Origin of the sequence: Anaerostipes hominis (ex Lee et al. 2021) (genome assembly GCF_002270485.1) — a bacterium.
In the GTDB taxonomy this organism is placed as follows: Bacteria; Bacillota; Clostridia; order Lachnospirales; family Lachnospiraceae; genus Anaerostipes; species Anaerostipes hominis.
The window spans coordinates 286,632-311,237 of record NZ_NQOG01000001.1; the positions used below are offsets into that span (position 1 = coordinate 286,632).

The following is a 24,606-nucleotide window of genomic DNA, read 5'->3' on the forward strand; positions in this document are numbered from 1 at the left end:
CTTTTTCTCTTATTTTCTCAGCAGGGATTTCTTCGCAAATTCAATAAATTCCTTATTATTTCTAGAACGTTTAAACATATTCAGTGTCTGTTCGAAAAACTCATCTGAACGGCTTCCGGACAATTCTTTGTGCAGTGCGGTGACCACGGACTGTTCATCTTTGGAAAGCAGGAGATCATCCCTTCTTGTACCGGATTTGGCGATGTCCACCGCCGGGAAGATCCTGCGCTCAGAGAGATGGCGGCTTAGCACTAGCTCCATGTTTCCGGTTCCCTTGAATTCTTCAAAGATGACATCATCCATCTTGCTTCCGGTCTCCACCAGTGCAGTGGCAAGAATCGTAAGGCTTCCGCCCTCCCGCATATTTCTAGCCGCTCCGAAAAATCTTTTTGGCATGTGGAGTGCCGCCGGGTCAAGCCCTCCTGTGAGAGTCCTTCCGCTCGGGGGCACGGTGAGGTTGTACGCTCTGGCAAGCCTTGTGATACTGTCCAAAAGGATGACCACGTCCTCTTTATGTTCTACGAGGCGTTTTGCTCTCTCAAGAACCATTTCCGACACCCTCTTATGATGGTCGGGGAGCTCATCAAAAGTAGAATAGATGACCTCCACGTTCTGTCCCTCCACAGATTCCTTAAAATCTGTCACTTCCTCAGGTCTCTCATCGATGAGCAGCACGATCAGCTTAATATTTTTATAATTTTGGCTGATGCTCTGGGCCATCTGTTTTAACAGCGTGGTCTTTCCCGTTTTGGGAGGTGATACAATCATACCCCTCTGCCCTTTTCCCACAGGTGAGAGAAGATCCACCATGCGCATCGGGATCGTCGCCCGCTCGGTCTCCAGTCTGAGCCTCTGGTTCGGAAAGATCGGCGTGAGGTCTTCAAAATGCTTCCTCCTTGCTGCCGCCTCGGGGTGATATCCGTTTACGGACTCTACAAACAGCAGGGCTCCGAATTTTTCATTCTGGCTTTTTACGCGGATGGCGCCGTTTAAGATGTCTCCGGACTTTAAGTTAAATCTCCGGATCTGGGTCGGTGAAACATAAATATCATTCTCTCCGGGGAGATAATTCTCACAGCGAATAAATCCATAACCGTCCGGCAGAACTTCCAGTATCCCATTGGCTTTTTTTCCGCTGTCCAGGCTTTTTATGTCTCTGGGAACACGGTCAGTCCTGGCGTCTTTTGTCTGCTCTGCTTTTTTCTCCGGTTCCGGATCACTCTGTTTATGTTCATTGTCATAATCATTTAAATATTCAATCAACTCCTGCTTTTTCAGACTGCTGATGCCTTTCAGCTTCTTTTCCTTTGCCGCCTTTCTAAGTTCGAGCAAAGACATAGATTCATATACCATAGAATGTTCTCCTTTGTTTAAATACATAAGATTTTTCTTGTTTTGATTCGATATGCAATATTCAGTGCGGGTAAATGGATGATGTATCCGATGACCTGTAATCTGATCGATCTTTACAGAATTGTAATCGTAAGAGGGAAATTTCCCTCTTAGATTATACTACCACAATTTTCAACTATGTCCAAGAATTTGTTTTCTCATACGGAGTAAAATTTTCTTCTCCATCCTTGAAACCTGTACCTGGGAAATCGAAAGTTTTTTCGCGATTTCCTGCTGTGTCTTCCCATGGAAGTATCGCATGGTGATCAATTCTCTCTCCTCTCCGCACAGCGTATCCATGAGTTCTTCCAGCATCACATGGTTGATGACAGTGTCCGACTCATTTTCCTCTCCCGGCAGTTTGTCCACCAAAAGCACCTGGCTGTCGTCGCTTTGATAGCTTGGCTGATAAATAGATTCCACATCTTTGTTTGCCTCCAGTGCGACGACGATCTCGTCTCTGGCGATCTTTGTCTCTCTGGAGAGTTCATCTATAGTTGCTTCCCTGTTGTACTTCATGGCAAAGGCCTCTCCTGCCTGCCGGACCTGGTAGGCGATCTCCTTTAAGGAACGGCTGACCTTGATCATCCCGTCATCCCTTAAAAACCGTTTGATCTCCCCGGTGATCATCGGCACCGCATAAGTAGAAAATTTCACATCATAGGAGAGGTCAAACTTGTCCACTGCCTTTAAAAGTCCGATGCTCCCGATCTGGAACAGATCTTCGGGCTCGTGTCCCCGACCTGTAAAACGCTTTACCACACTCCAGATCAGTCCCATGTTGTCAAGCACTATCTTCTCTCTCGCACCCTGATCTCCTTCTTTCGTAAGCTTTAACAATTCTCTTGTCTCGTCCATATAAAAGGCCTATTTCCCGGTCACTTTCTTTTCCATGATGACTCTGGTCCCTTTTCCTGACTCGGAGCTGACTTCGATCTTGTCCATGAATGCTTCCATAAAGGAAAATCCCATCCCCGTCCGCTCCTCATCAGGCTTTGTAGTATACATAGGTTCCATTGCCTGTTTCACATCCGGAATGCCGACACCGAAATCCTCAATGACGATTTTCAAAACACTGCCTTCATTTGAAATATCCATGCAGATCTTTCCCTGGTCGTCCTCATAGCCGTGGACGATGCAGTTCGTGACCGCCTCGGAAACCGCCGTTTTCACATCTGCCATCTCTTCCATCGTCGGGTCGAACTTCATCATATAGGTTGCCGCCAGCACTCTTGCGATCCCTTCATTTTCTGATTCGCTGTTGAATTCTAAATGTATCATTTCTTATCCTCCCTATCGCTATCGCTCATTGATGATCTTGTGCAGACCCGCCATGTGTACGATCCGTTTTACCACATCGTTGACATTTACCACGCTCACCGTGCCTCCGAGAGGCTTCAGCTGCTTGTACCGCCCAAGGATCATTCCTACCCCGGAGCTGTCCATAAAACCGGTATTCTTAAAATCAAATTCAATATCCCTGATCGGATATGACTTCAGGATCACATCACATTTATGCCTGACACGCTCTGCCAAATGATGATCCAGTTCTCCGTCAAGCCTTACGTACAGTGTCCTGTTTTCAACCTGATATTCTGTTGCCATAGATGATTCACTCCTTTAATGATAAAAAAATGAAAGAGAAATACACCGGAAGGTTTTGATATCTTCCGGATATATTTCTCTTTCGTGTCTTATCGGTTTCTTTGTCAGCCCAAATGCTGTTTTAAAGATTTTTAGCTTTTTTGTTCTGTAATTGATTCAGATAATTCTGTGAATTCCTTGCACTGTTGGTGCCCGGGAACTTCTGGATGACATCCTCGTATGCCTTGATGGCTTTGTCTTTGTCACCATTTTTCTCATAAGATCTGGCAAGGTAGAAATAAGATCCCACATTTGTGTCTTTGACTTTGATGGCTTTTTTCAGGGTGCTGATGGCATCTTTGTAGTTGCCCTGATTATACGCACTGATTCCCTTATTGTAAAGGCCTGTGGCCGCATATGGGTAAACCTTCTGTTCCAGATCGTCATAAATCTCTTTCATCTTCTTTGAGCCCAGCTTATCCCTGTCTATGTTCAGCAGGGCATCGGCAGACTCCGTATACTGACGGTCGCCGTAATACTGCATAGCTGTCAGCAGAGAATCATAGATTCCCTCTGTCTTGCTGTCTCCCACAAATTCTTTTAATTCTTTCTTCGCCTTTGCCTCAGCAGCCTTTGCCTCTTTGATGTCTTTTTCGTTGCTCTTTAACTGAGTCTCTTTGGCGAGAAGCTGTTCCTTATAATTTTCAATTTTGGATGAATACTTGTAGCTGGATGCCTTCCTAATACTCGGATATAAGAGCACCAGAGAAACAAGCACGCCGATCACAATGCCTCCTACCATATATACCATGCGGTGGCGGTTGGACGGCAGCTCCTCGTATTTGCCTACAACGCTACTAATACCCTTCTTTTTCGGTCCTTCTGTCTTCTCGGAATCACTGTCTTCTGCTTTCATGTCCGCAGGTTTTAAAAGAGTTTCCGTCTCCTGCAGATATTCTAATGCCCTTGGGTTTTTGCAGTCAACATCCAGCACATTTTTTAAAGCCTTCTGGGCGTCTTTAAAATTCTCATCTTTGATGGAAAGCAGGGCGATCAGAAGCTGTGCATTGATAAAATTCGGCATCATGGAAACAACATTTTTCAGCTGGATCATTGCCAGGTCTTCATTCCCCTGTTTTGCATATACAAGAGCCTGATTATACTTTTTAATGACCTGATTGACCGTGTCAAGCTGGACAGGATTCTCCTGCACATCTTTCAGATAATCAATGGCCGCGTTTTCTTCTTTTTTCAGATTGCTGCTGATAACCCACTGGCTCAGGGCAGGGACGATGTCACCCATCTGATAATAGACTAAGCCCAAAAGATTCCTGGCATTCATGTCATTCTTGTCATAAAACAACGCAGCTTTCAGGTTCTTTACAGCCCCGGTCAGATCGTTGGCATTGGCTTTCTCCAGCCCAAGATTGTAGTAGTATTTGGAACTGTTTTTAATCTTTTCCTTACTCTTCATATCTGCCACCTTACTATTTCTCTTCTTCTATGTCTTTTTTGATTTCATTGATCAGATCTTCTACATCTTTTAAATCATCGCTGTAAATGGCATCCTCTGCCTGATCCACATCTAAGCAAGGTTCAAATTTTTTTAACTCTTCTCTGTAATTAATCATTTTCTTCCTCCATTCAAGATAAACGTTTTAACCTTACCAGCTAAATAAAAAGAGCCGATACAAAAGCAGAGAACCCCCTCCTCTGACTTTTGTATTATTGTCTTATATGCCTTTAAGAAATCATCCTCCGGTATCTCCCGGTTCACAACCGGAACCTTTATGATCCCTTCCAAGTTTTCAACTCCCGTGAGAAGCTTCAGGATGCCCTCTTCTTCCTTCTTATGGGAAGGGGCAAAAACAATCAGTTTTCTCTGCGGAAAATACTTCTCTAGTGTATGGCAGAATGCCTCCGCCGCCTGAAGATTATGTCCTCCGTCTATAAAAATATTGGGGCTCACTTCCTCCATCCGTCCTGCCAGAAAAGCCGAGGAAAGACCGTTAAATACCGTCTTTCTTTTCAGGTCAGGAAACAGCAGGCGGACTGCAGCCGCTGCAAGAGCGGCATTCTCATACTGAAAATCGCCCAACAGGCCTAATTTCAAGCATTTACTCTTTTTATCATACGCACTCTTTCTCAAAAAATCAATATAATCACTGCTTTTTTCAGAAAAAATAAGATTATCTTTTGAAATTGTTAGGAATTCCGAATCTTTATGTGCCGCCTCTTCCTGAAATACCCTGAGAACCTCAGGCTTCTGCCTGAGACAGATCACAGGAACCCCCGGTTTTATGATCCCTGCTTTTTCCGCGGCGATCAGTTCCAGAGTGTTTCCTAAAAATTCCTGATGATCAAGACTCACCGCAGTGATAACAGAAAGCCTCGGCACGATCACATTAGTCGCATCATGTCTTCCGCCCATTCCGGTCTCGATGATACAGACCTCCGCATTTTCTTCCTGAAAAAATACAAGTGACATAAAGAACAGAAATTCAAAGAAGGAAGGATGTTCTGCCCCCTCCTTTACTGCCAGAAAGACAGCACTCTTTACTTTTGCAAAGACTTCTGCAAATCTTTTTTCGGAGATCTCTCTGCCGCCGATCTGTATCCGTTCTTCCATGCGGATCAAATGCGGGGACGAAAACCGTCCGGTCCTTTTTCCTGCACCCGTAAGAATCGAGTCCAGAAATGCACAGACCGAGCCCTTTCCGTTGGTACCTGCTACATGGATCATGAACAGAGCTTTTTCCGGATTTCCCAAAACATCCAGAATCCATTGTACATTGGATAAGGATGTTTTTTTAGCGAAACCCGTCACATGATTCAAATAATTTCTTGCTTCTTCAAAATCCGTCATGTTATTTTACAAGCTGGCCCAGACGTTCTTCCACTTTCTCGAGCATCTGCCGGTATTTTGACAGCTTTTCTTTCTCTTCTTCTACTTTTTGTTCCGGTGCTTTGCTTAAGAAACGTTCGTTATTGAGCATGCCTTCACACCGCTTGATCTCTCCGTCCAGTTTCTTTTGTTCTTTTTTCAGTCTCTCAATTTCTTTTTCAATATCGACAAGCTCTGCAAACGGCATATAGATTACGGCATCCGGAACGACTGTGGATACGGCATCCCCGGCAATTCCTTCTTTATCCGCCTGTACGCAGACTTCACTTGCATACCCGAGGGTTCCGAAGAAGACCCTGCCCTGTTCAAAGATATCCCTCACTTCTTTCTTCTCAGAGACAACAAATACTTTTGCTTTCTTTTTCGGGGATACGTTCATCTCGGCCCGTATATTACGGATTCCCCTCACCGCTTCTTTCATGAGTTCCACTGCGGCTTCTTCCTGAGCAAAGCTGTATTCCTTTCTGTATTCCGGCCAGGATGCCAGCATGATGGATTCTTCTCCTGTCAGATTACAGTAGATCTCCTCTGTGATAAACGGCATGAATGGATGAAGCAGCTTCAGTGATTCGGAGAGTACCTTTTTCAGTGTCCACAAAGCTGCGGCTTTCGTGTTGTCTTCATCGTTATAAAGACGCGGTTTCACCATCTCGATATACCAGTCACAAAATTCTTCCCATATAAAGTCATTAAGCTTCTGTACGGCAATTCCCAGCTCATATTTGTCCATATTATCCGTCACATCTTTGGCCAGAGTGTTGAACTTGGATAAGATCCAGCGGTCTGCGCTTGTCAGGTCGGGAAGTTCCACATGAGAGAAGTCCGCCTGTTCAAAGTTCATCATCATAAAACGGGATGCATTCCACACTTTGTTGGCAAAATTCCGGCTGGCTTCCACACGCTCCATGTAAAAACGCATATCATTGCCCGGTGCATTTCCGGTGACCAGAGTAAATCTCAGTGCATCTGCCCCATACTGGCTGATGACCTCCAAAGGATCGATTCCGTTGCCCAGAGATTTGCTCATCTTTCTTCCTTTGTCGTCTCTCACGAGCCCGTGGATCAGCACCGTGTCAAACGGTGCTTTCCCTGTATGCTCATATCCCGAAAATACCATTCTGACAACCCAGAAAAAGATAATGTCATATCCGGTTACCAATACGTTGGTCGGGTAGAAATAATCCAGTTCCTCCGTCTGTTCCGGCCAGCCTAACGTGGAGAACGGCCACAGCGCAGAGCTGAACCAGGTATCCAGAGTATCCTCATCCTGAGTAAAATGTGTACATCCGCATTTTGGGCATACTTCCGGTTTTTCTTTTGCCACCACAGTTTCACCGCACTCATCGCAGTAATATGCAGGAATCCTGTGTCCCCACCAGAGCTGCCTGGAGATACACCAGTCACGAATATTCTCAAGCCAGTGCAGATATGTCTTTGTATAACGTTCCGGCACAAATTTTATGTCCCCGTTTTTAACCGCCTCGATGGCAGGCTTCGCGAGCTCGTCCATCTTTACGAACCACTGCGGTTTAACCATCGGCTCGATGGTGGTTTTGCAGCGGTCATGGGTTCCGACGTTATGCTCGTGTTCTTTTATTTTTACCAGGTATCCCTGTTCTTCCAGATCTTTTACGATGGCTTTTCTCGCCTCATAGCGCTCCATGCCCTCATATCTGCCGCCGTTTTCATTGATCGTGGCGTCATCGTTCATCACATTGATCACTGGAAGGTCATGTCGTCTTCCCACTTCAAAATCATTTGGATCATGGGCCGGTGTGATCTTCACGGCACCGGTTCCAAACTCCTTATCTACATATTCGTCCGCCACGATCGGGATCTGTCTGTCACAGAGCGGAAGCTTTAACATTTTTCCAACCAGATGCGTATATCTTTCATCGTCCGGATGGACAGCCACGGCCGTATCTCCGAGCATTGTCTCGGGACGGGTGGTAGCGATCTCTAAATAATCATCTGTTCCCACAACCGGATATTTAATATGCCAGAAGTGTCCTGCCTGGTCCACATGCTCTACCTCGGCGTCGGAGATCGAAGTCTGACAGACCGGACACCAGTTAATGATCCTGGAACCCTTGTAGATATAACCTTTTTCATATAACTTGATAAAGACCTCTTCCACTGCTTTGGAACAGCCATCATCCATCGTAAAACGTTCTCTGTCCCAGTCACAGGCAGAACCAAGCTTCTTTAACTGGCTGACGATGGTTCCGCCGTATTCTTCCTTCCACTTCCAGGCTCTCTCAAGAAACTTCTCTCTTCCCAGATCCTCCTTCTCAATGCCTTCCTCTTTCAGCGCCTCGATGATCTTGACTTCCGTTGCGATGCTGGCATGGTCCGTTCCCGGCTGCCAAAGGGTATTGTAACCCTGCATTTTCTTAAAACGGATCAAGATATCCTGCATAGTCTCGTCCAGTGCATGTCCCATATGGAGCTTGCCCGTAATATTGGGAGGAGGAATCACGATCGTAAACGGTTTTTTGCTGTGATCCACTTCTGCATGAAAATATTTGTTGTCAAGCCACTTCTGGTATAACCGGTCTTCAATCTCAGACGGGTTATAAGTCTTTTCCAATTCTTTACTCATCTCATATCTCCTACTTTTTATATATTATTCTAAAAGATTGTTGCGGATCGCCCGCTCATGCTGCACCATTGCCTGCTCGCAGATGTTCTGACGGCCGGACAGCCATTCCATCCGTTTGATCCTTTTCGGTATATCATAAATTGCCTTTGGATAATAACACCAGGCCTGAGGTGCATGCATTCTGCACTGCTCCATGGCCAGGACAAATGTCTTCCTCTGGGCGGAAAGTTCTTCACTGCAATTTAATTCCGCTGCAACTTTAGCACAAAACTCGAATAATTTCCACTGTTCTTCGGAAATATATCCAAACAGCACCTGATATTTCTCCCTGCAAAACTCCAGATCATTGACAATCGTATCATACTCCGATCTGAGCCGCCGTCCCGAAGTCTCTTTGTGGCTTCTCACCATACGATACATTTTCTTTTTCTCTGCCGCCTTTTTCTTTCTTGTCCTGAGAATCAGAAGGATCACAGCCGCACCGAGCACCGCTGCCGCTGCCGGCCAGAGGGATACGCTCAGTCGGAGCTCAAAATAAAAAACTGCCGCCGTGCCGAGTCCCGCAGCAGTCAGAGCCATGATCAGCGAAGAAAGGAAATAGGCCCTCCTGTTGATGAACTTCCCATGAAACTCACGCTCTTTTCTCTTCAGATCACGTTCTTCGTCTTCCTGGACTGAGATCTCCTTCTCGATCTGCTTTTTTTCACCCTCCAGGGATTGGATACGGGACAGACCCTGCCTTATTTCCCCTTCCCTCTCCCAGAGGGGCAGAAATTCCTCATCGGAGACTCGTCCGCCTGCGGAATCATAAAAAATCCTGGCAAAGATGCGGTTGTATTTTCTGGCCTCCTCACTGATCAGCTTTGCTTCTTCATCGGAAAGCTTCTCCATGATCTCGATATCTTCCTTCTGCTCCAGAATATAAGACACCTCATCTTCATACATTTCCACAAAACGCCGATTTAATTCCATCCGTTTTTTCTGATATTCAATTTCAGACAATCTCTCTTCTGTACTCATTTTTCCACCGTTCCAGCATCGACCAGGTAAGCCTTCTGGTCATCAGGTCATCGGGTTTCTTTCTGTGATAGTCAATCTTCTTAAGTGCTGTGGATTCCTCGCTTCCGGAAAACCGTTCCTCCATACCTGAGATGTTTTCATGGATCTCGCTCAGCTGTTCTTCTGTAAAGGAAAGTGCTCTGCCGTCCTCCAAAAACTTCTGGTAATCTCCATGCATATAAGAGACTATGAAATATGCTTCCTGGCATTTCTTATTCTCTTTAAGGCGACAGCTCCTTTTGAAAAACTCCTTTGCCTCCTGAAAGCGAAACATCCGGGTCAGGCAGAGTCCTGTGTGATACAGGACCTCCTGCTGTTCCTTTGTCTTCAGCTGCATCAGCCCGGAAAGCGACTTTTGATATGCGTGATAGGCGCTCAGATATCTGGAATGTTTCAGATATAAGTCGCCGAGCATTTTGTGCTTTCGCACAGAGGAGTATAGATACGCCGTGCGCATCTTCTGGACCAGCATTCTCTGCTCGGGAACCGTAAAATAATTCCGGTAGCCGATGATGTGCTCCAGCTGCTTCTTTGTCTCTTCTTCTGCCGGCAGAACCAGACCGAGTTCTTCTTCGATCCACTCTCTCATTCCTTCCGGGATTCCTTCTGTCAGAAAATATAAATACTGTCCTGAAATAATATAACATAATTCTTCATAGGAAGAAATGGTCTGTCCAAAGGAATTCAGCGTGTAAGTCCGCCTGCTCTCCTCCGTTTCACATAATACCATTCTCATGGCTGTCCCCTCCTCTCCCATGAAATCACCTGCTGGAATACCTGGTGTGTAGAAGGATATAATTTTCCAAACCCCAGATCCGTGATCTTGATCCTGCACTTTGTCTCCCCGGTGCACTCAGCTTCAATCTTCAGCTTTGTAGCACGCCCCGGACGTTTTTTAAGGCCTTTTAAGGAAATCGGAAACCGCATTCTGTCACCCTTGCCGGGAAACAGGGGTTTGATCTCCACAGGAATAGATGCCGCTGTCTCAACCAGTACCGTCATATTTCCCCGGCTCTCAAACCATGGCTTTCCTCCCTTTATGACCGGCAGAAATTCTTCTTTGCCGTGGTTCCATACCATGGCGCCGATCTGGTACATCATAACCGTGTCGGTAAGGATCACAGCAGAGTCAAGATCCGCCGCATTTTTTCTTCCCAGCAGACAGACGGCCCCTGTCGCGTACACATGATCTCCCATAAACACACGCCGTCCCGCACACAGCTTTGCCGCAGCACTTTTCAGCCATCCGCCGTCAAATCCTCTGCCGTACAAATAAACTAAAGAAGTAACCTCCTGGGATATGGCCTGGACGGCGGCGTTCTCAAATGCCATGTCTTTCTGATGGGGCAGCCGGGTGTTTCTCATAAAAGCAGAATAGTCTTCTCTCTCTACGAGCAGCTGCCCATTCTGCTTTTTTACCAGATAATAAAACAATCTCTGACCGGAATAGTCAAACAGCCCCACAGCTCCCTGATCTAGCTGTTCCTTTCGTTCCCCCGCAAGTCCCAGAAAGGCCGCCTCCTTCGTAAGCAGCTTCAGCTGTTCCTCCGAAAATCCCAACTCTTTCCTAAGCTCCGCGGCTTTTGCCGCCAAGTCCTCCTCCGGGTCCTCCAAAATGATGCCCATAAACAGATTGGACGTATCCGCATGCTTTTCCGATTCCTCACGCACATAATCCGTCCAGTCCCCGGAAAACTTTTTCGGTTCTTCTTCCACGATCTTTCCATCCGTTACGGAACACTGATATATCATTCTCTGTTCTATCTGTATGCCTATTTTCATCATAGATCCTCTGTCATCGGACGGATCAGATCCGTCATTGCCTTTTCATACGCGTAGATTTCCATCTCCATGGCTACGCTCTCCCTCTGTTTTTCCTTCAGCATGTGATTCAGCTGATAAAATCTTCCCTTTTGATTCCTGCCAGAATGGTCGAGAAAGACGATATCTTTTCTCCTGCGTCTCTCTTCTCCCGGTGCTGTCACATAATAATCTGCCGACTCATCGGCAAAAATCAGCACTTCGGCCACATAATACCCCGGCAGCAGTTCTCTCATAGGAATCTCTCTGGCCGGCTCCGACCTGTTTTCTGCATAGTGAAATACCATACCGCTTGCTTTCTCTCCCGTATAAACTACATAAGTATAAGTATAGCACTCATACGGGAGAGATATCTGCTCCTTATATTCTAAAAGCACCGGCAGAATACAGCGTCGGTCTTCCTGCCATTCAATAAGCTTTTTGATCCTTTCTCTTACTTCTTCTGATAATTCTTTATCTTTGTAAAAATCCAGATAAGCCCACTGCCAGATCAGATTTAAATTTCCCTGATCGATCAGCCTTCCCAGGATCGGATAAAACTCATCCGATACGTGTATTCCTTCTTCATAAGACAGTTCTGCAAACTGGCCCGCCAATTTCTTGATCAGCTTTCTGTCTCTGAAATCCCTCTCAACATAAGATAAGAAGACAGGAAGGTCCTCCCACCCTGCGCCTTTCCCGGCGGCCATATCAAGAAGCTGCTCCGTAAACTGCTGATCATATATTTTGTGTCTGTCTCCCTGTTTCCAGATCTTTCGCATCTGATCCAGTTCTCCCCTGAAAAAACGTTCCAGATATGCAAGGATTTCGCTGTTGTATACTTGTCCCCTGAAAACCGCCAGGCACATATCGATCAAAGTCTGCACCCTCTTCCGGCTGCGGGATGTGAGTTCATGCAGGACGACCTCTTTTAACGGCTCCGGGTCCATGAAATCAAATCCAAAGATCTCCATGCCTTTCATCGCTTCTTTGTAGTGGCGGCCAGCAATGAAATACTCCAGCATCTGCTTGCAGTTTTCGTCTGAAAGAAATTTCCACTGGACCATAGACAGCGCCTGCTCTAATTGTTCCTGCTCTCCATGCTTCCAGTAATAGTCCAGAAGCTTTTCAAATAATCTGTGCCTGTATTCTTCCTTCAGACTCTGACACTCGAGGACAGCCCTCACATCCGGAATATCTCCGGGTTCATATTCTGCCTTCTGTGCAAAGACCAGGCTTCTGCGGATCAGATATGCTTCATTTCTCCTGCCAAGCCCCGAAAATACGGCTTCCTCCTGCTCCCTCGTCCACAGCTTTGAAAATTCATATTCCAGGGACAGATAGCGGTTGTCCTCCTGATCCATAAACACGACCAGAGGGTCGCTGTAGACCGTCACATAAACTTCTCCGTTCTCCAGAGAAACATTCTGAACTTCTTTTAACTCCTGATGATAGACGGCAGCCTTTTCCACCGCCGGATTCCTGCAGATCAATTTCTGCTTCGCCATAATACCTGCGATTCCGGCCCTGCCCTTCATCCCTTCCAAAAGACGGTCAAAGAAGGCCTGGTAAAGAATAAACAGATTGGTATTGATCCTGCCTTCTGCCAGCTGTTCTAAGAGAAATTCTTCAATCTGCGGCTCAAAAGATGGAAATACTGCCTCATATTTTCTCCGGTTCTTAACAAGATTGGCATACAGGTAAGCTCTCTCCCGGCTGCTTAAACTGTTGCTGTACGAAAAATACAGCAGTACATTCTTCTCAAGATACGGATACCGGTCCTTTGGAATCGTACGAAGGTAAGATTCCTGGAGTCCGATCATCTGAATCCCCGCCCGGACAGCTTTTTTAAAATATATATGAAAACACTCATCAATACAGTTTCCCCGGATCAGCATAGAACAGATCGCCTGGAGCCCTTCCCTGGACTCTTCTCTCTGAAAGGACAGTATTAAATCACAAAGCAGCTCCTCCGAGAAACCTTTTTCTTTCAGCACAAGACCGTAAATGTGTTTTTTCATGCTTTTCCCAAACAGGTCCCGGCAAATGCCGAAATGAATGATCTCTCTCTCAAAATCAGTGATCTTTTTTGCCCTGCTGTGATCCTGGTTCCAAATGCTGACAGCCTCAAACCATAAAAAACTGCTGCACTGGCCTGTTTCATAGACTTCTTTTATCTTCTGAAGCTGAAGTCCGAAATCATATGCCAGCTCTTCGTCCAGATAAATCAGCATCCACAGCAGATATCCCTTTTGATCGTCCGCTTCCTGAAAGAGCTCATGAATCCGGTCCTTTGCATACTCTGTTTGATCCGGTGTCTTTAAATAAAGCGCTTTCAAATATAAATAGTAGCCATAGTAAAAATGATCTGACTGAACCTCGCTCATATTCGGCTCAAGTCTTGCAAAGCCTCTCTCGATCGCTTCCTCTGCGCCGAGAACAATATGACAGTGCAGGTTTAAGAGAGTCCTCAGTATCTCTAAGGATGCCTCTCCCTCCATCTGTGCGGTCAGATTCATTTCCTTTTCCGCAAACTCCGTGACATGACATCTGCCAAGGCAAAATTCCATATACGCATCGAAGATCTGATCGGACAGATTCCAAACCCCGTCGTTCCTCTCTTTCTCTGCATTGAACAGAATATCTGTCTGACAGCTGCTGTACGGGGCAGAAACTGTGAGGATTCCCCGGCTTTCTTCCCTTGCATCCGAAAACAGCACCGGAATGGTCAGTACCCCTTGCACAAAATCCTCTTCTGAAAATTCTGTCTTTTCCAGAGACAGAAACGTGGAATCCAGACGGATCTTCCCCTGGACATAGCCGCTGCCCTCTTTGTGAATCTTTACATACAGAGGCTCAACGGCATTCACCCGGCGGATCTCATACGCAACCTTTTCCGGTCTCAGCACCGCAGGTTCTTTTGCCCCGATACAGATCAAAAACTCTTCAAAGATCTGGCCCCGGTTTCGGCCTAGCAGGAGCTGATGATAAATTTCTTTTTCCCTGGAATTCTCCTCCAAATACTCATTTTTGAAGGCCTCAGAAAAAAAGAGGGTCTTTGCCCACTGTTCATCTTCCTGTACAATTTGTACGAACTGCTTCATCTTTTCTGTCATGGGTTCCTCCGATTTTAAGACTGGTGGTCTCAGGGTATTTGGTCTATAATGGACTGTAATATAATTCTGTATTTCAGAGGTCATGGATACTTCACGTCCTTTGACCTCTGCTCCGTAATATTATAGCAAACTTCGACAAAATATAAAAGATAAAGAAAGGTGAAACTATGTCAAAAAAGAAGCAAGTCTTCCACGGAAGCGACTTAGAAAAAGCAGAAGAAATATATGGAATCAAAAAAGAAGACATCATTCCTTTCGGAGGCAATGTAAATCCTCTTGGGATCTCCCCACTGTTCCGGGAAAACCTGATCCGTCATGTGGATGCTGTCTGCACGTATCCCGACCGTGACTACAAATCCCTGCGCTCTACCCTGAGCCTGTACGCCCAGATCCCCATGGAACATATCATTGTCGGAAATGGAGTGACTGAGCTGATCAGCCTGACCATGCACCTGAAACGTCCGAAAAAAGCCCTGCTGCTGTCCCCGACTTACTCTGAATACATGCGGGAAATCTCGATGATCGGCGGAACCTGCCTGGAGTATAACCTTCAGGAATCCTCTGACTTTCGTCTGGATATTGAAGACTTGAAGCGCTCTCTCACCGGTGATGTAGATCTGTTCGCATTCTGCAATCCAAACAATCCCACATCCAGTGCATTAAACAAGGACGAAATCTCGGAAATCCTTTCCCACTGTAAAAAACACGGCATTTTTGTTTTGGCGGACGAGACTTATGTAGAGTTTGCACCGGACATGGATGCTGTCACTGCCGTACCCCTGACCCGTAAGTTTGACAATCTATTTGTCTTACGTGGAACTTCAAAATTCTTTGCCGCACCGGGTATCCGCCTCGGATACGGGATCAGCGGAAACATGGATTTTATCAGGGCAATGGAGGACAGAAAAAATCCATGGAGTATCAATACTCTTGCGGCACTTGCCGGCGAAGCAATGTTCATGGATACAGACTATATTAAAAAGACAAAGGCTTACATCGCAGAAGAACGCAGAAAATGTACAGACAGACTTTCAGGCACCCCCTTCTTTAAGATTTATCCATCCTATGCCAATTTCCTGCTTGTCCGCCTGATGGACGGCACCGCCTCCCATGAAATGTTTGAACGCTGCATCAAAAAGGGGCTGATGATCCGTGACTGCTCAAGCTTTGAAGGGCTTGACGGGGAATATATCAGATTCTGCTTCCGAAAAGCAGAGGAAAATAATGCACTGCTGGACACCCTTCTGCACAAATGAGTTTTTTAGCACTATTTCCGTCACGCTTTGAAATGCGTTCCTTCAATAGTGCTAAAAAACGATCGTTGAATGTCTTTATTGTTTGGCATAGAATATATATTTTAGAAACTGCAGTGTCACATAGATCAGCAGAGCTGCCGAGAGCACGGTCTGGAAATCTACGATCCATTTTAAATAGGTCACCGGATATCCCCACTGGCTCAGTGTGATAAAAGCTTCTTTTAATGCTGCCGCACTGATCACAAACGGAAATGTATAAGCGGCAAATGACGCTGTAAACGGCATGACGATATATTTTAATCCCATCGCAAGCACAAATACATATAGAACCACAGATAAAACCGTAAGCACGATCACCAGCCATGCCACGGGCTTTTCAAAACAGTTTAAGTACCCTGCCAGCAGAAGGCTTGCGGGTGCCGCAAAGATACAGATCAGAGGCTGATACTGTTCCGGTATTTCTTTTACTGCTGTATACCGCTTTATGATCGGTACAGCAATGATCACCGTAAACAGAAGGGCTGCCCAGAAAAACCAGCGGCCGATCTCTCTCATATCGACGTTGGGAGCCGTCATGCTGCTCATCGCCAGTCCGGCATAAAAGATAAAAAAACTTGCATATACATTTTTAATGTTGAACTTGTAATATATGAAGTGTCCGTTAAAATATACCAAAAGATACACATGCACTGCCAGCGCAAGAATCCACAAGATAGAAACGGCATCTCCCACATAAGGCTTGATATAGGCGGTCAGGACAAGCAGGCCCATGGAAAATGCAGCCGAAATACTGCAGTTGACCGGATCTTCAAGTTCTTCTTTCACCATGTCGAGACAAGTCCCGATCTTGGCCAGCAAAAGGATCAGCAGGCAGACGGCCATGGCTCCGCAGATTGACTTTAAAGTTACAGAATAATTTTCTATCATGATTCCCATGGCGGCAAAACCGAGCATCGGCCCCGCTAAAGGCAAAGGTATTCTCTCTATCGTGTTTTTCATTTTTATAATCCACCTTTCTGCGAAAGGCACCAATACGTCATGAAACATGTTGGCTAACTTTCGCTTTTTTAATCTATCTTCCTTCTGATATTATCTTCTTATAAGACCTGGATCTATGCCTGTATTTGCATTATGGATTCCTATGGTCGTACAGAGTATAAGCAAGCTCGCTTTTCTTCCTTCACAAAAGGTTTGCAAGAGTTGTGTGACTGGCTTGCTAAACATGACTGCTGCGACATTTGAATTATCTGAAACAGTACCGCAAAGTTACATACACCAATCTTCTTACAAGCGACAGACTGGACGCCTACCTTGCAAACATTGACAGACAGGCATAACCTACTATCCTGTAACTAATACAAGCAGCAAAACAGACAGCAAAAGTCTGTTTTGCCTTATAGCAATCAAGGCAGATAAGCCAAAAAAACGCTTATCCGCCTATCCATAATTATAAACAAGAAATTTACCGTTTAAAAGAAATTATCATCTGGTATATGTTCCATAATGTCGCTAATATCACACTCCAAAATATTACAAAGGCGGTCAAGCGTGTTCGTGCTTACCGGCTGATTGTATCTTAAACGGTAAAGCTGAGCTTTGCTTACATTATACTTTTTAGTCAGTATGGATTTTGTGATTCCCCTTTTTTCTGCTGTTTCCCAAAGTTTGTCATACTTAATCATGTCAGCCCTTCTTTACTTTTTTTCTATTATCGCAGGAAAAAAAACAGGGTATTTCAAAGGGACCATACGCCGTCCGTTGAAACACCCTGTGAGATTTATGTAAGGAATCAGAATTTACAATGACGCTCCGTTGGAAGAGATCACATCACGATACCAGTAAAAACTTTTCTTTTTATAACGTGTCAGGCTTCCGCTTCCATCCTCATTCCGGTCCACATATACAAAACCATACCGCTTTTTCATCTGTGCCGTGGAGGCGCTGACCACATCAATACAGCCCCATGCCGCATAACCCATGACATCTACACCATCATCCAAAGCTTTTTCCACTTCTTTTAAATGATTTCTCAGATATTCAATCCGGTAATCGTCCCTGACTGTATATCCACCCTGTCCGTCGTCTACCAGCTGATCATTTGCTCCCAGACCATTTTCTGCAATAAATAACGGCTTCTGGTAACGATCATAGAAATAATTCAATGTATAGCGCAGACCCTGGGGATCGATCTGCCAGCCCCATTCGCTTTCTGGTAAATATGGATTTTTAACGCCGCTGGTCAGATTTCCTGCACCTTTGGAATACAAGGAACAATCCGCAGCTGTGCATTTACTCATATAATAGCTGAAGGAAACATAGTCTACCGTATTTTTCAGCAGTTCTTCATCCCCGGATTCCATTTGAATACAAATTCCGTTTTTCTCCCAATACTTTTTGATATAGGACGGATAATATCCCCGGGTCTGCACGTCTGAGAAGAACATTACCTTACGGTCAGCCTCCATCATGGCAATCATATCATCCGGTTTTGGCGTCATAGGATAGCTCAACGCACCTAAAACCATACATCCCATTTTTGCATCAGGAATCATATCATGGAGCCGCTTAACAGCTAATGCACTGGCAACGAACTCATGGTGTGCCGCCTGGTATTTGTCCTGCTCCGTAAGCTGTTCCTTCGGTGTCCAAATTCCGGCTCCCATAAGTGGAAAATGCCATAATGCATTAATCTCATTAAAGGTCATCCAATATTTTACCTTATCCTGATACCGTTCAAACACTGTCCGGCAATAACGGTCAAAAAAGGTAATCATCTGGCGGCTCCTCCAGCCATCATATGTTTTTGCCAGATAAAGCGGCGTCTCATAATGAGAAAGCGTTACCATGGGTTCGATCCCATAAAGACGGCAGGTATCGAAAACACGGTCATAAAACTCCAATCCCTTTTCGTTCGGCTGTTCTTCATCACCTTTTGGGAAAATCCGGCTCCATGCGATTGACATACGGAACACTTTAAATCCCATCTCCGCCATCAGACGAATATCCTCTTCATAGCGATGATAAAAATCAATTCCTATTAATTTTAAATTTTCAGGAACAGGCTGTTCTGATACCGGCCCTGCAACACCCTTTGGCATAACATCCTGAATGGAAAGACCTTTTCCATCTTCCAGATATGCACCTTCACACTGATTTGCCGCCAAAGCGCCGCCCCACAAAAAATCTTTTTGAAAACTCATAATCTCTCTATTTCTTTTTATTGATTTTGCACAAAAAAGCCTTTGTTTTAGCCCTTTTGTCAAAAGTTAATAGTTCTGTATAAGTTACAATTCAAAGCCATATAGATGGAAATCTGCATTATTGTGCTTGATTTCAGGTAAAAAAGGGTGCAAAAAAATAAACGTCTTGCTCTTTTATGAAGGCCATTCTTCATTCCCATCTTTCCTACAGTAACAAACCTCCCATGTCTAACAGGATCACCAAACATTCCATCCGGGTCCTAAATTCCTTCGTTCTGTCTATCTATAGTTGGGTGCTGCCTATGCTCCTTGACAGGGTCATGCCCTACGGATAAAATCCAGCGCAGCTATTCTGGCTCTGCTTTGTATCATGTACTTACATTCCTGCTCACAGCACCAAGCACTTGGCGGACGCTTTACTGTTTACAGTTACTTTGTAAACCATAGATGTCACTGCTAAATTTAAGAACTCTCTTGGTCAGTTCACATCCCCGCCATTCAAAACCTCTGGCAAAGTGAGTCTCACTTCCAATATCTATTCCTACCACTAAAGTTGTAAGATGATATCTTAATTATACTGTGAGGTTCTTTTCTCGTCCATTGACGAGATTTATGAATTACGGGAATGCTCCTTATTTTAAAATCGTAATCAGATCTTCTCCGGCTTTTCCCACTTTTTTCGCTAATACGTCCAGATAGTCCGGCGTATTAGCCACAACAATCGGAGTCGTAACATCATAACCCGCTTCCTTGATCCCCTGAATATCAAAGGATATCAGCAGCTGTCCCCTGGCTGCTTTTTCACCCTGTTTTACATGTACCTCAAAATATTTTCCTTTTAACTCCACAGTATCCAGACCAACATGGATCAAAAGCTCCACTCCGTCCATTGTTTTTAACCCAATTGCATGACCTGTGTCAAAAATGGATTCTACCACACAATCTTCAGGAGCTGCCACTTCTCCCTTTTCCGGCACTACTGCCGCACCTTTGCCCACAATTCCGCTGGAAAACACTTCATCCTTCACCTCTTTAAGAGGAATGATATTTCCAGTTAATGGAGAATCTATCGAGATTTTGACCGCTTTATCTGATCTTTCCGGCTCAATACTTCTATCCGGGAGATCTTCCCGCTCCTCTTCCTCCTTCGGATCTTCAAATCCAATGATCAATGTTGCGGCTGCTGTTACAACGATAGAAATCACAATGGTAACCCCTGCATTGATCACATTATTAAAACCATCGCCTCCAATATATACCGGAAGTGCAAAAATACCTGCTGTAGTAGAAGAAAATGTATGAATTCCTGTGATACCTGCGTACAGACCCGCCGCAAAGCCGCCGATCATAGATGCATATAATGGTTTCTTTAATCTGAGGTTTACACCATATAAAGCCGGTTCTGTAATACCCATCAAACCTGTAACACCGGAAGAAATACCAAGCTGTTTTAATTCTTTATTTTTACTTCGAAAACCTGCAACAAGCGCTGCTGTTCCCTGAGCAATATTGGATGCCAGCATGCCGGGGCCCAGAATTGTACCATATCCCAGTGTTGCATACTGAATTGTCTGAATCGGCGCAAAGCAGTAATGCATACCTGTCATAATGAAGAATGGACAGAAAGTACCCATCAAAACAGGAATCACCCAGCCTGCATACTCATTTAACCAGTTAAACCCAACTGCGATCACCTGACCAACCAGATTTCCAAGGGGTCCTGCGATCACAATTCCCACAATGCCCGTTCCAATAACGGTAATCATTGGCGCAAGGAAAATTTTAACCGGTTTCGGAGATATTTTATTTGCAAAACGTTCTATATAAGACTGTACCCATACGATCAGTAAAATCGGAACAACACTTCCGCTGTAAGAGATCATTGTTACCGGAATAATCTCAAACAGTTTTACCGCATCACCGGTATTTAATCCGGTAAAAGAAGGATGTAACAGTACGCCTGCCAGAACTGCAGCCACATATGGGTTGCATTTAAATCGCTTCGCTGCGGAAAACGCCAGAATAAACGGCAAGAAATAAAACAGCGCATCGCCAAACGCAGAGAAGATCTGGTAAGTCTGGGAAGCATTATCTACTAATTTAAATGCCACCATTAAAGCAAGCAGCGCCTTGATCATACCAGAGCCGGCAAGCGCCGGAATCACTGGTTGGAAAATTGCTGTTAATGTGCCAAAAAAGGATGCAATTATACCTTTTTTTTCTTCATTGCCAGCAGCTGCATTCTCTTCGAAATCACCCAGTGTTTGGATTTCCTCACAGACGTTTCCCACATCTGTTCCGATGACAATCTGAAACTGTCCGTTTTTCGTTACAACGCCCTGAACACCCTTTAATTTTTTTATAGCTTCTACGTCTGCTTTTTTTACATCATTTAAATGAAATCTAAGCCGTGTCATACAATTTGTAACACTGGCTATGTTTTTATCACCGCCTACAAGCTGTAAAATATCGGCCGCTAATTTTTTATGATTCATATAATACCTCCCTAACGTTATGAAATTGGAGCAGGTTTCTGCTGCTCTGTATTTTGGAAGAGAAATTCCAGCTCCTGCAGTAAACCGTCCTTTCCCAATTTCCCAATCTTTATTCTTTTCCTTCCGCCATAGTGATTCTGTGGATATATACAGCCAGATAGATTTTTTCTTCTTCCGTAACGGTCAGCTGATAGTCCTCCGAAATGACCCTTGCTATTTTTTCCGCACACATATAAGCCTCTGCGTACTCTTTGCGGATCATTTCATGAAATTCAGAATCGTCACTATCCAGCATATTATCCTGAAAAATTCTTTTGGCAAAAAATTTCAAATGCGTGGTAAACCGGACAGAATGTACAGATTCTTCATCAAAATTCATATGGTACTGGTAACGTACAATATTTATAATTTTATGAATAAGCTCCGTCATTCTCACAGAGTCATTCACATTCTCATAATCAAACTCCGCATTGATGATATGGATCGCCATCGCGCCCGCCTCATCCTCAGGAAGGTCAACCCCCGTTTTTTCATTGATCAGCTCTAACCCCTTTTTGGCAGCAGCAAATTCTTTTGGATAAAAACTTCGTATTTCCCATAATAACACGCATTTAAAAGCAATGCCCTGTTTCATACGGGAAACAGCAAACGATATATGATCCATTAAATGCAGAAATACCGCTTCATCCAGTTCTTTATCCAGCTCTTTTTCTGCCATCTTTACAATTTCAGATGTAATTTCCATATATATTTCCGGTGTCTGCGCAATCAGCGCATAGAGCTTACCGGCTGCATTTTTGGATTTTAAGAAAAATTCTTTTTCTATTTTTGACGGAGCAACCTCGTCTCCGGACTTCATTCGAAAACCGATTCCTTTTCCAATCAGAATCCTCTCCTGATTACGTTCATTTCTGGCACTCACGACGTTGTTATTGATCACACTTGTAACAATCCATCGCTTTCCACTCATTTCTCTTTCCCCCGATAATCTGTTTCTTTACAAGTTCCTTATCTGAATATGACGAGAAAACAAAAAAAAGACCCCCATTACACGCACTCAGTTACGGCGTGTAATGTCAGGTCTTGCCTGCCTCACAGTAACAATCCTGATGGAGTCATTCATTCATTCATTACATTCAGGCTATCACATTTTGATATTCTTGTCAATAACCAAAAATCAGCATCCCACGGTAAACGCAATTATCCAAGAAGCCTATGAGTATGCAAAGGAGAAATTTAAGAAACGCAGGAAACAAGCACATAGATTATAGAATGGAATGTCACCCAACACACAAGGCTGAGCGCCACCGAAAGTATGCTGCTCTTTTCGGCTGGTGTATTGCAGCATGGTTTTGAATTTCAAAGCCGTTACATAGCATTACGAATCAAAGCAGGAGAAATACTCTCCTGTCATCCGTGATGTGGTGTAGCGGCTTTTTCATTTATCCAAAAGTCAGGAGAAATGGAATCCAGAACGGAGGTGAAAAGGATATAGGATTGTGTCAGCCATAATCCCAACCCACACCGCTTATGGGCGTCGACTTACTCAGGGGACACCCCTGTTTACCCCGAAAAAAGAAAAAAGACAGGAGGATATATCGCATGGCACGGCTACCAGATAATCGTTGTTACCCACCTTGACAGAGGACATCTGCATAACCATTTCTGCTTTAACTCCGCGACGACAAGCAGGATGGACTTTTGGGAGTGACGTTCACAAGACCCGCATTTATGGAAATGATGAACTTTGTCGGGCAGTTGTTGGAGATAAATTTTGAGCGTCTGGACGTGAGGTATATCGCCATCATGGACAAAATTGACACTGCCAAAGGCATCAGCGACCTTGTGCCCATGCAGGATTTATTCAACGAATGGCACGCCAAAAATATGAGCCAGAAAGTTCGGAACGTATTACGCAATAAAGGAATGGCAGGCTTCCCACTCACAAGCAATCCACCCTATGGATATATGAAGAATCCAGAAAATCTATGAGGATAATATAAACGGACGAATCTCTGATGAACGCTATGCCCTTTTGTTTTTTCTATCCACTACCTCTTTATTTCAAATTTATCCTCCTTGTGTTCTAGTTTTCATATATATCTTTCAGGATCGCCTCAGCACTTTTCCTGTGATAACCCTCCGGATCTTCCATAATATGATCTCCGGAAATATCCCATCTCATCTGTCCGTACTGGGTAAGATAGCTCCTTCCCCTGGAACAGTCCGGATATCTTTTGTACCATTTTCTATGATACTTTTTCATATATTTTCTGGCAAGTGCCAGTGCCTGGCTTTTTTTCTTTCCTGCCGGTGTGGCCGTTCCGGAAATCTGCACTCCTTTCGGACTGGAATGAACCAAAACGACACTGCCGTCTTTACAGGAGCCGATAACGATCCATACATGGCCGCAGCTTGAAGATCCCATAATATCTCCTGCTTTGTAGTCTGTCACCTTACTCTTGATTTTATATGTTCCCCAGCCTTTTTGAGCGAATAATTTAGGCTGGTCTTTTGCCTTCCTCACATAACCGCCTTTGCCCGGCACCGTATTTCTGATATTATATACGGTCCACCCGACGAAGCCGGAGCAATCCAGCCCTTTTCCTCTGCGGTAGCGGTACTTTTTGTAATTATACCCTGAATTCTGTGACAGGAAAAACCGGTTCCATTCGCCGTTAAGTCCGATCCTCTTCCCGTCATTCCCGGTTCCGGTATCAGCCTTATTCCATCCTCCGCCCCAGATGTATAAGGTGGTGCCCACCGGGGCTGCGGCTGTTTTCAGGAAATTTTTAATGGTAGATTCTCCTCTGGCTGCCATTGATACCTTAACTGTTTTAGAAAATCCGCTGTAATATTCCTTCTTTTTGTATTTCCTGTAAGAACGGACTTTGAAGCGATAATTGACTCCGGGCTTCAATCCTTTGATCACATGTCTGGATGCCTTTGAGACAGCCTTTTTTCTGTACTTTTTCTTCTCTTTGTCGTACAAGTAAATCTCCGTCCCTATGGCCTTTTTCCCCTTAACCCAGGACAGAACAACATTTCTTTTTACGGCGGTGGCCATCACTCCTGAAGGCTTCCCCGGTTTTTTCGATGCTCCCTGAATTTGTCTCTCTCCTCCTGCCCATACCAGCATCATACAGAGTGCTGTAAGCAGTATTCTCTTTGCTTTCATGATTATGTATCCTCTATTT

21 protein-coding genes and 1 pseudogene are annotated in these 24,606 nt (G+C 44.7%); 4 read left to right on the forward strand and 18 right to left on the reverse strand.

Features of this window, described 5'->3' with window-relative positions; translation table 11 throughout:
• Positions 1–9: 9 nt before the first annotated feature.
• The 12 genes from rho to CI597_RS01500 form a co-directional block, all read right to left on the reverse strand.
• A complete protein-coding gene (rho, locus tag CI597_RS01450) occupies positions 10–1,353 on the reverse strand; it encodes a transcription termination factor Rho (RefSeq protein ID WP_024726659.1) in 1,344 nt (447 codons plus the stop codon).
• 171 nt (positions 1,354–1,524) lie between these two features.
• Positions 1,525–2,250, reverse strand: a complete 726-nt coding sequence (locus CI597_RS01455) for a SigB/SigF/SigG family RNA polymerase sigma factor (RefSeq protein WP_024726658.1) — start codon at positions 2,248–2,250, stop codon at positions 1,525–1,527.
• A gap of 9 nt (positions 2,251–2,259) precedes the next feature.
• Positions 2,260–2,673, reverse strand: coding sequence for an anti-sigma F factor (gene spoIIAB, locus CI597_RS01460; RefSeq protein ID WP_024726657.1), 414 nt, complete (start codon positions 2,671–2,673; stop codon positions 2,260–2,262).
• A gap of 18 nt (positions 2,674–2,691) precedes the next feature.
• On the reverse strand, positions 2,692–2,997 hold the full coding sequence (gene spoIIAA / locus CI597_RS01465) for an anti-sigma F factor antagonist (protein WP_006565629.1): 306 nt from the start codon (positions 2,995–2,997) through the stop codon (positions 2,692–2,694).
• Between the two features lie 121 nt (positions 2,998–3,118).
• Positions 3,119–4,450 (reverse strand): tetratricopeptide repeat protein, encoded by a 1,332-nt coding sequence (locus CI597_RS01470; protein WP_024726656.1) that lies wholly within the window; start codon positions 4,448–4,450, stop codon positions 3,119–3,121.
• 13 nt (positions 4,451–4,463) lie between these two features.
• Positions 4,464–4,607 (reverse strand): hypothetical protein, encoded by a 144-nt coding sequence (locus CI597_RS18065; RefSeq protein ID WP_022261227.1) that lies wholly within the window; start codon positions 4,605–4,607, stop codon positions 4,464–4,466.
• Complete coding sequence (locus CI597_RS01475; RefSeq protein WP_235824525.1) at positions 4,604–5,803, reverse strand: bifunctional folylpolyglutamate synthase/dihydrofolate synthase; 1,200 nt, start codon at positions 5,801–5,803, stop codon at positions 4,604–4,606. The genes CI597_RS18065 and CI597_RS01475 overlap by 4 nt, the downstream gene beginning before the upstream one ends.
• A 40-nt stretch (positions 5,804–5,843) precedes the next feature.
• Positions 5,844–8,483, reverse strand: coding sequence for a valine--tRNA ligase (locus tag CI597_RS01480; protein WP_024726654.1), 2,640 nt, complete (start codon positions 8,481–8,483; stop codon positions 5,844–5,846).
• A 24-nt stretch (positions 8,484–8,507) separates the two neighbouring features.
• Entirely contained in the window at positions 8,508–9,503 is a 996-nt protein-coding gene (locus CI597_RS01485; protein WP_024726653.1) for a hypothetical protein, read from the reverse strand.
• Positions 9,478–10,278 (reverse strand): tetratricopeptide repeat protein, encoded by an 801-nt coding sequence (locus CI597_RS01490; RefSeq protein WP_024726652.1) that lies wholly within the window; start codon positions 10,276–10,278, stop codon positions 9,478–9,480. The genes CI597_RS01485 and CI597_RS01490 overlap by 26 nt, the downstream gene beginning before the upstream one ends.
• Positions 10,275–11,327 (reverse strand): DUF5716 family protein, encoded by a 1,053-nt coding sequence (locus tag CI597_RS01495; RefSeq protein WP_034548891.1) that lies wholly within the window; start codon positions 11,325–11,327, stop codon positions 10,275–10,277. Before CI597_RS01495 ends, CI597_RS01490 begins: the two co-directional genes overlap by 4 nt.
• Complete coding sequence (locus tag CI597_RS01500) at positions 11,324–14,542, reverse strand: DUF5717 family protein (protein ID WP_268876099.1); 3,219 nt, start codon at positions 14,540–14,542, stop codon at positions 11,324–11,326. The genes CI597_RS01495 and CI597_RS01500 overlap by 4 nt, the downstream gene beginning before the upstream one ends.
• A gap of 83 nt (positions 14,543–14,625) precedes the next feature.
• Here CI597_RS01500 and CI597_RS01505 point away from each other — a divergent pair, with 83 nt between their 5' ends.
• Complete coding sequence (locus CI597_RS01505) at positions 14,626–15,714, forward strand: pyridoxal phosphate-dependent aminotransferase (protein WP_024726649.1); 1,089 nt, start codon at positions 14,626–14,628, stop codon at positions 15,712–15,714.
• 75 nt (positions 15,715–15,789) lie between these two features.
• Here CI597_RS01505 and CI597_RS01510 read toward each other — a convergent pair whose 3' ends face one another.
• Positions 15,790–16,713, reverse strand: coding sequence for a TDT family transporter (locus tag CI597_RS01510; RefSeq protein WP_034548889.1), 924 nt, complete (start codon positions 16,711–16,713; stop codon positions 15,790–15,792).
• A 227-nt stretch (positions 16,714–16,940) separates the two neighbouring features.
• Here CI597_RS01510 and CI597_RS01520 point away from each other — a divergent pair.
• Positions 16,941–17,048, forward strand: a pseudogene (locus CI597_RS01520) (TnpV protein); the annotation flags it as partial.
• A 135-nt stretch (positions 17,049–17,183) separates the two neighbouring features.
• On the opposite strand, the gene CI597_RS01525 reads toward CI597_RS01520, so the two are convergent.
• The 4 genes from CI597_RS01525 to licT form a co-directional block, all read right to left on the reverse strand.
• Positions 17,184–17,396, reverse strand: a complete 213-nt coding sequence (locus tag CI597_RS01525; RefSeq protein WP_024726647.1) for a helix-turn-helix domain-containing protein — start codon at positions 17,394–17,396, stop codon at positions 17,184–17,186.
• Between the two features lie 114 nt (positions 17,397–17,510).
• Positions 17,511–18,914, reverse strand: coding sequence for a glycoside hydrolase family 1 protein (locus CI597_RS01530; RefSeq protein ID WP_034548887.1), 1,404 nt, complete (start codon positions 18,912–18,914; stop codon positions 17,511–17,513).
• 632 nt (positions 18,915–19,546) lie between these two features.
• Positions 19,547–21,409: a beta-glucoside-specific PTS transporter subunit IIABC gene (locus tag CI597_RS01535; RefSeq protein WP_024726645.1), complete on the reverse strand. Its 1,863-nt coding sequence runs from the start codon at positions 21,407–21,409 to the stop codon at positions 19,547–19,549.
• A 109-nt stretch (positions 21,410–21,518) separates the two neighbouring features.
• Positions 21,519–22,379 carry a BglG family transcription antiterminator LicT gene (gene licT / locus CI597_RS01540; RefSeq protein WP_024726644.1) on the reverse strand — a complete coding sequence of 287 codons (861 nt, stop codon included), beginning with the start codon at positions 22,377–22,379 and terminating at the stop codon, positions 21,519–21,521.
• A gap of 648 nt (positions 22,380–23,027) precedes the next feature.
• On the opposite strand from licT, the gene CI597_RS19325 reads away from it, so the two are divergent.
• Together CI597_RS19325 and CI597_RS01550 are read left to right on the forward strand one after the other, a co-directional pair.
• Positions 23,028–23,120 (forward strand): relaxase/mobilization nuclease domain-containing protein, encoded by a 93-nt coding sequence (locus CI597_RS19325; protein WP_390123427.1) that lies wholly within the window; start codon positions 23,028–23,030, stop codon positions 23,118–23,120.
• A complete protein-coding gene (locus CI597_RS01550) occupies positions 23,111–23,401 on the forward strand; it encodes a hypothetical protein (RefSeq protein WP_024726643.1) in 291 nt (96 codons plus the stop codon). Before CI597_RS19325 ends, CI597_RS01550 begins: the two co-directional genes overlap by 10 nt.
• A 94-nt stretch (positions 23,402–23,495) precedes the next feature.
• Here the strand turns inward: CI597_RS01550 and CI597_RS01555 are convergent, their stop codons facing one another.
• Positions 23,496–24,587 carry a fibronectin type III domain-containing protein gene (locus CI597_RS01555; protein WP_024726642.1) on the reverse strand — a complete coding sequence of 364 codons (1,092 nt, stop codon included), beginning with the start codon at positions 24,585–24,587 and terminating at the stop codon, positions 23,496–23,498.
• Positions 24,588–24,606: the final 19 nt, after the last annotated feature.

Excerpts from the sequence above, each read along its gene's own strand:
- CI597_RS01530 (WP_034548887.1), bottom strand. The coding sequence starts at position 18,914 with ATGAGTTTTCAAAAAGATTTTTTGTGGGGCGGCGCTTTGGCGGCAAAT.
- CI597_RS01485 (WP_024726653.1), bottom strand. The coding sequence starts at position 9,503 with ATGAGTACAGAAGAGAGATTGTCTGAAATTGAATATCAGAAAAAACGG.
- CI597_RS01510 (WP_034548889.1), bottom strand. The coding sequence starts at position 16,713 with ATGAAAAACACGATAGAGAGAATACCTTTGCCTTTAGCGGGGCCGATG.
- CI597_RS01555 (WP_024726642.1), bottom strand. The coding sequence starts at position 24,587 with ATGAAAGCAAAGAGAATACTGCTTACAGCACTCTGTATGATGCTGGTA.
- spoIIAA (WP_006565629.1), bottom strand. The coding sequence starts at position 2,997 with ATGGCAACAGAATATCAGGTTGAAAACAGGACACTGTACGTAAGGCTT.
- CI597_RS01455 (WP_024726658.1), bottom strand. The coding sequence starts at position 2,250 with ATGGACGAGACAAGAGAATTGTTAAAGCTTACGAAAGAAGGAGATCAG.
- CI597_RS01480 (WP_024726654.1), bottom strand. The coding sequence starts at position 8,483 with ATGAGTAAAGAATTGGAAAAGACTTATAACCCGTCTGAGATTGAAGAC.
- CI597_RS01495 (WP_034548891.1), bottom strand. The coding sequence starts at position 11,327 with ATGATGAAAATAGGCATACAGATAGAACAGAGAATGATATATCAGTGT.
- spoIIAB (WP_024726657.1), bottom strand. The coding sequence starts at position 2,673 with ATGATACATTTAGAATTCAACAGCGAATCAGAAAATGAAGGGATCGCA.
- CI597_RS01490 (WP_024726652.1), bottom strand. The coding sequence starts at position 10,278 with ATGAGAATGGTATTATGTGAAACGGAGGAGAGCAGGCGGACTTACACG.
- CI597_RS01470 (WP_024726656.1), bottom strand. The coding sequence starts at position 4,450 with ATGAAGAGTAAGGAAAAGATTAAAAACAGTTCCAAATACTACTACAAT.
- CI597_RS18065 (WP_022261227.1), bottom strand. The coding sequence starts at position 4,607 with ATGATTAATTACAGAGAAGAGTTAAAAAAATTTGAACCTTGCTTAGAT.
- CI597_RS01525 (WP_024726647.1), bottom strand. The coding sequence starts at position 17,396 with ATGATTAAGTATGACAAACTTTGGGAAACAGCAGAAAAAAGGGGAATC.
- CI597_RS01535 (WP_024726645.1), bottom strand. The coding sequence starts at position 21,409 with ATGAATCATAAAAAATTAGCGGCCGATATTTTACAGCTTGTAGGCGGT.
- licT (WP_024726644.1), bottom strand. The coding sequence starts at position 22,379 with ATGAGTGGAAAGCGATGGATTGTTACAAGTGTGATCAATAACAACGTC.
- CI597_RS01505 (WP_024726649.1), top strand. The coding sequence starts at position 14,626 with ATGTCAAAAAAGAAGCAAGTCTTCCACGGAAGCGACTTAGAAAAAGCA.
- CI597_RS01500 (WP_268876099.1), bottom strand. The coding sequence starts at position 14,542 with ATGACCTCTGAAATACAGAATTATATTACAGTCCATTATAGACCAAAT.
- rho (WP_024726659.1), bottom strand. The coding sequence starts at position 1,353 with ATGGTATATGAATCTATGTCTTTGCTCGAACTTAGAAAGGCGGCAAAG.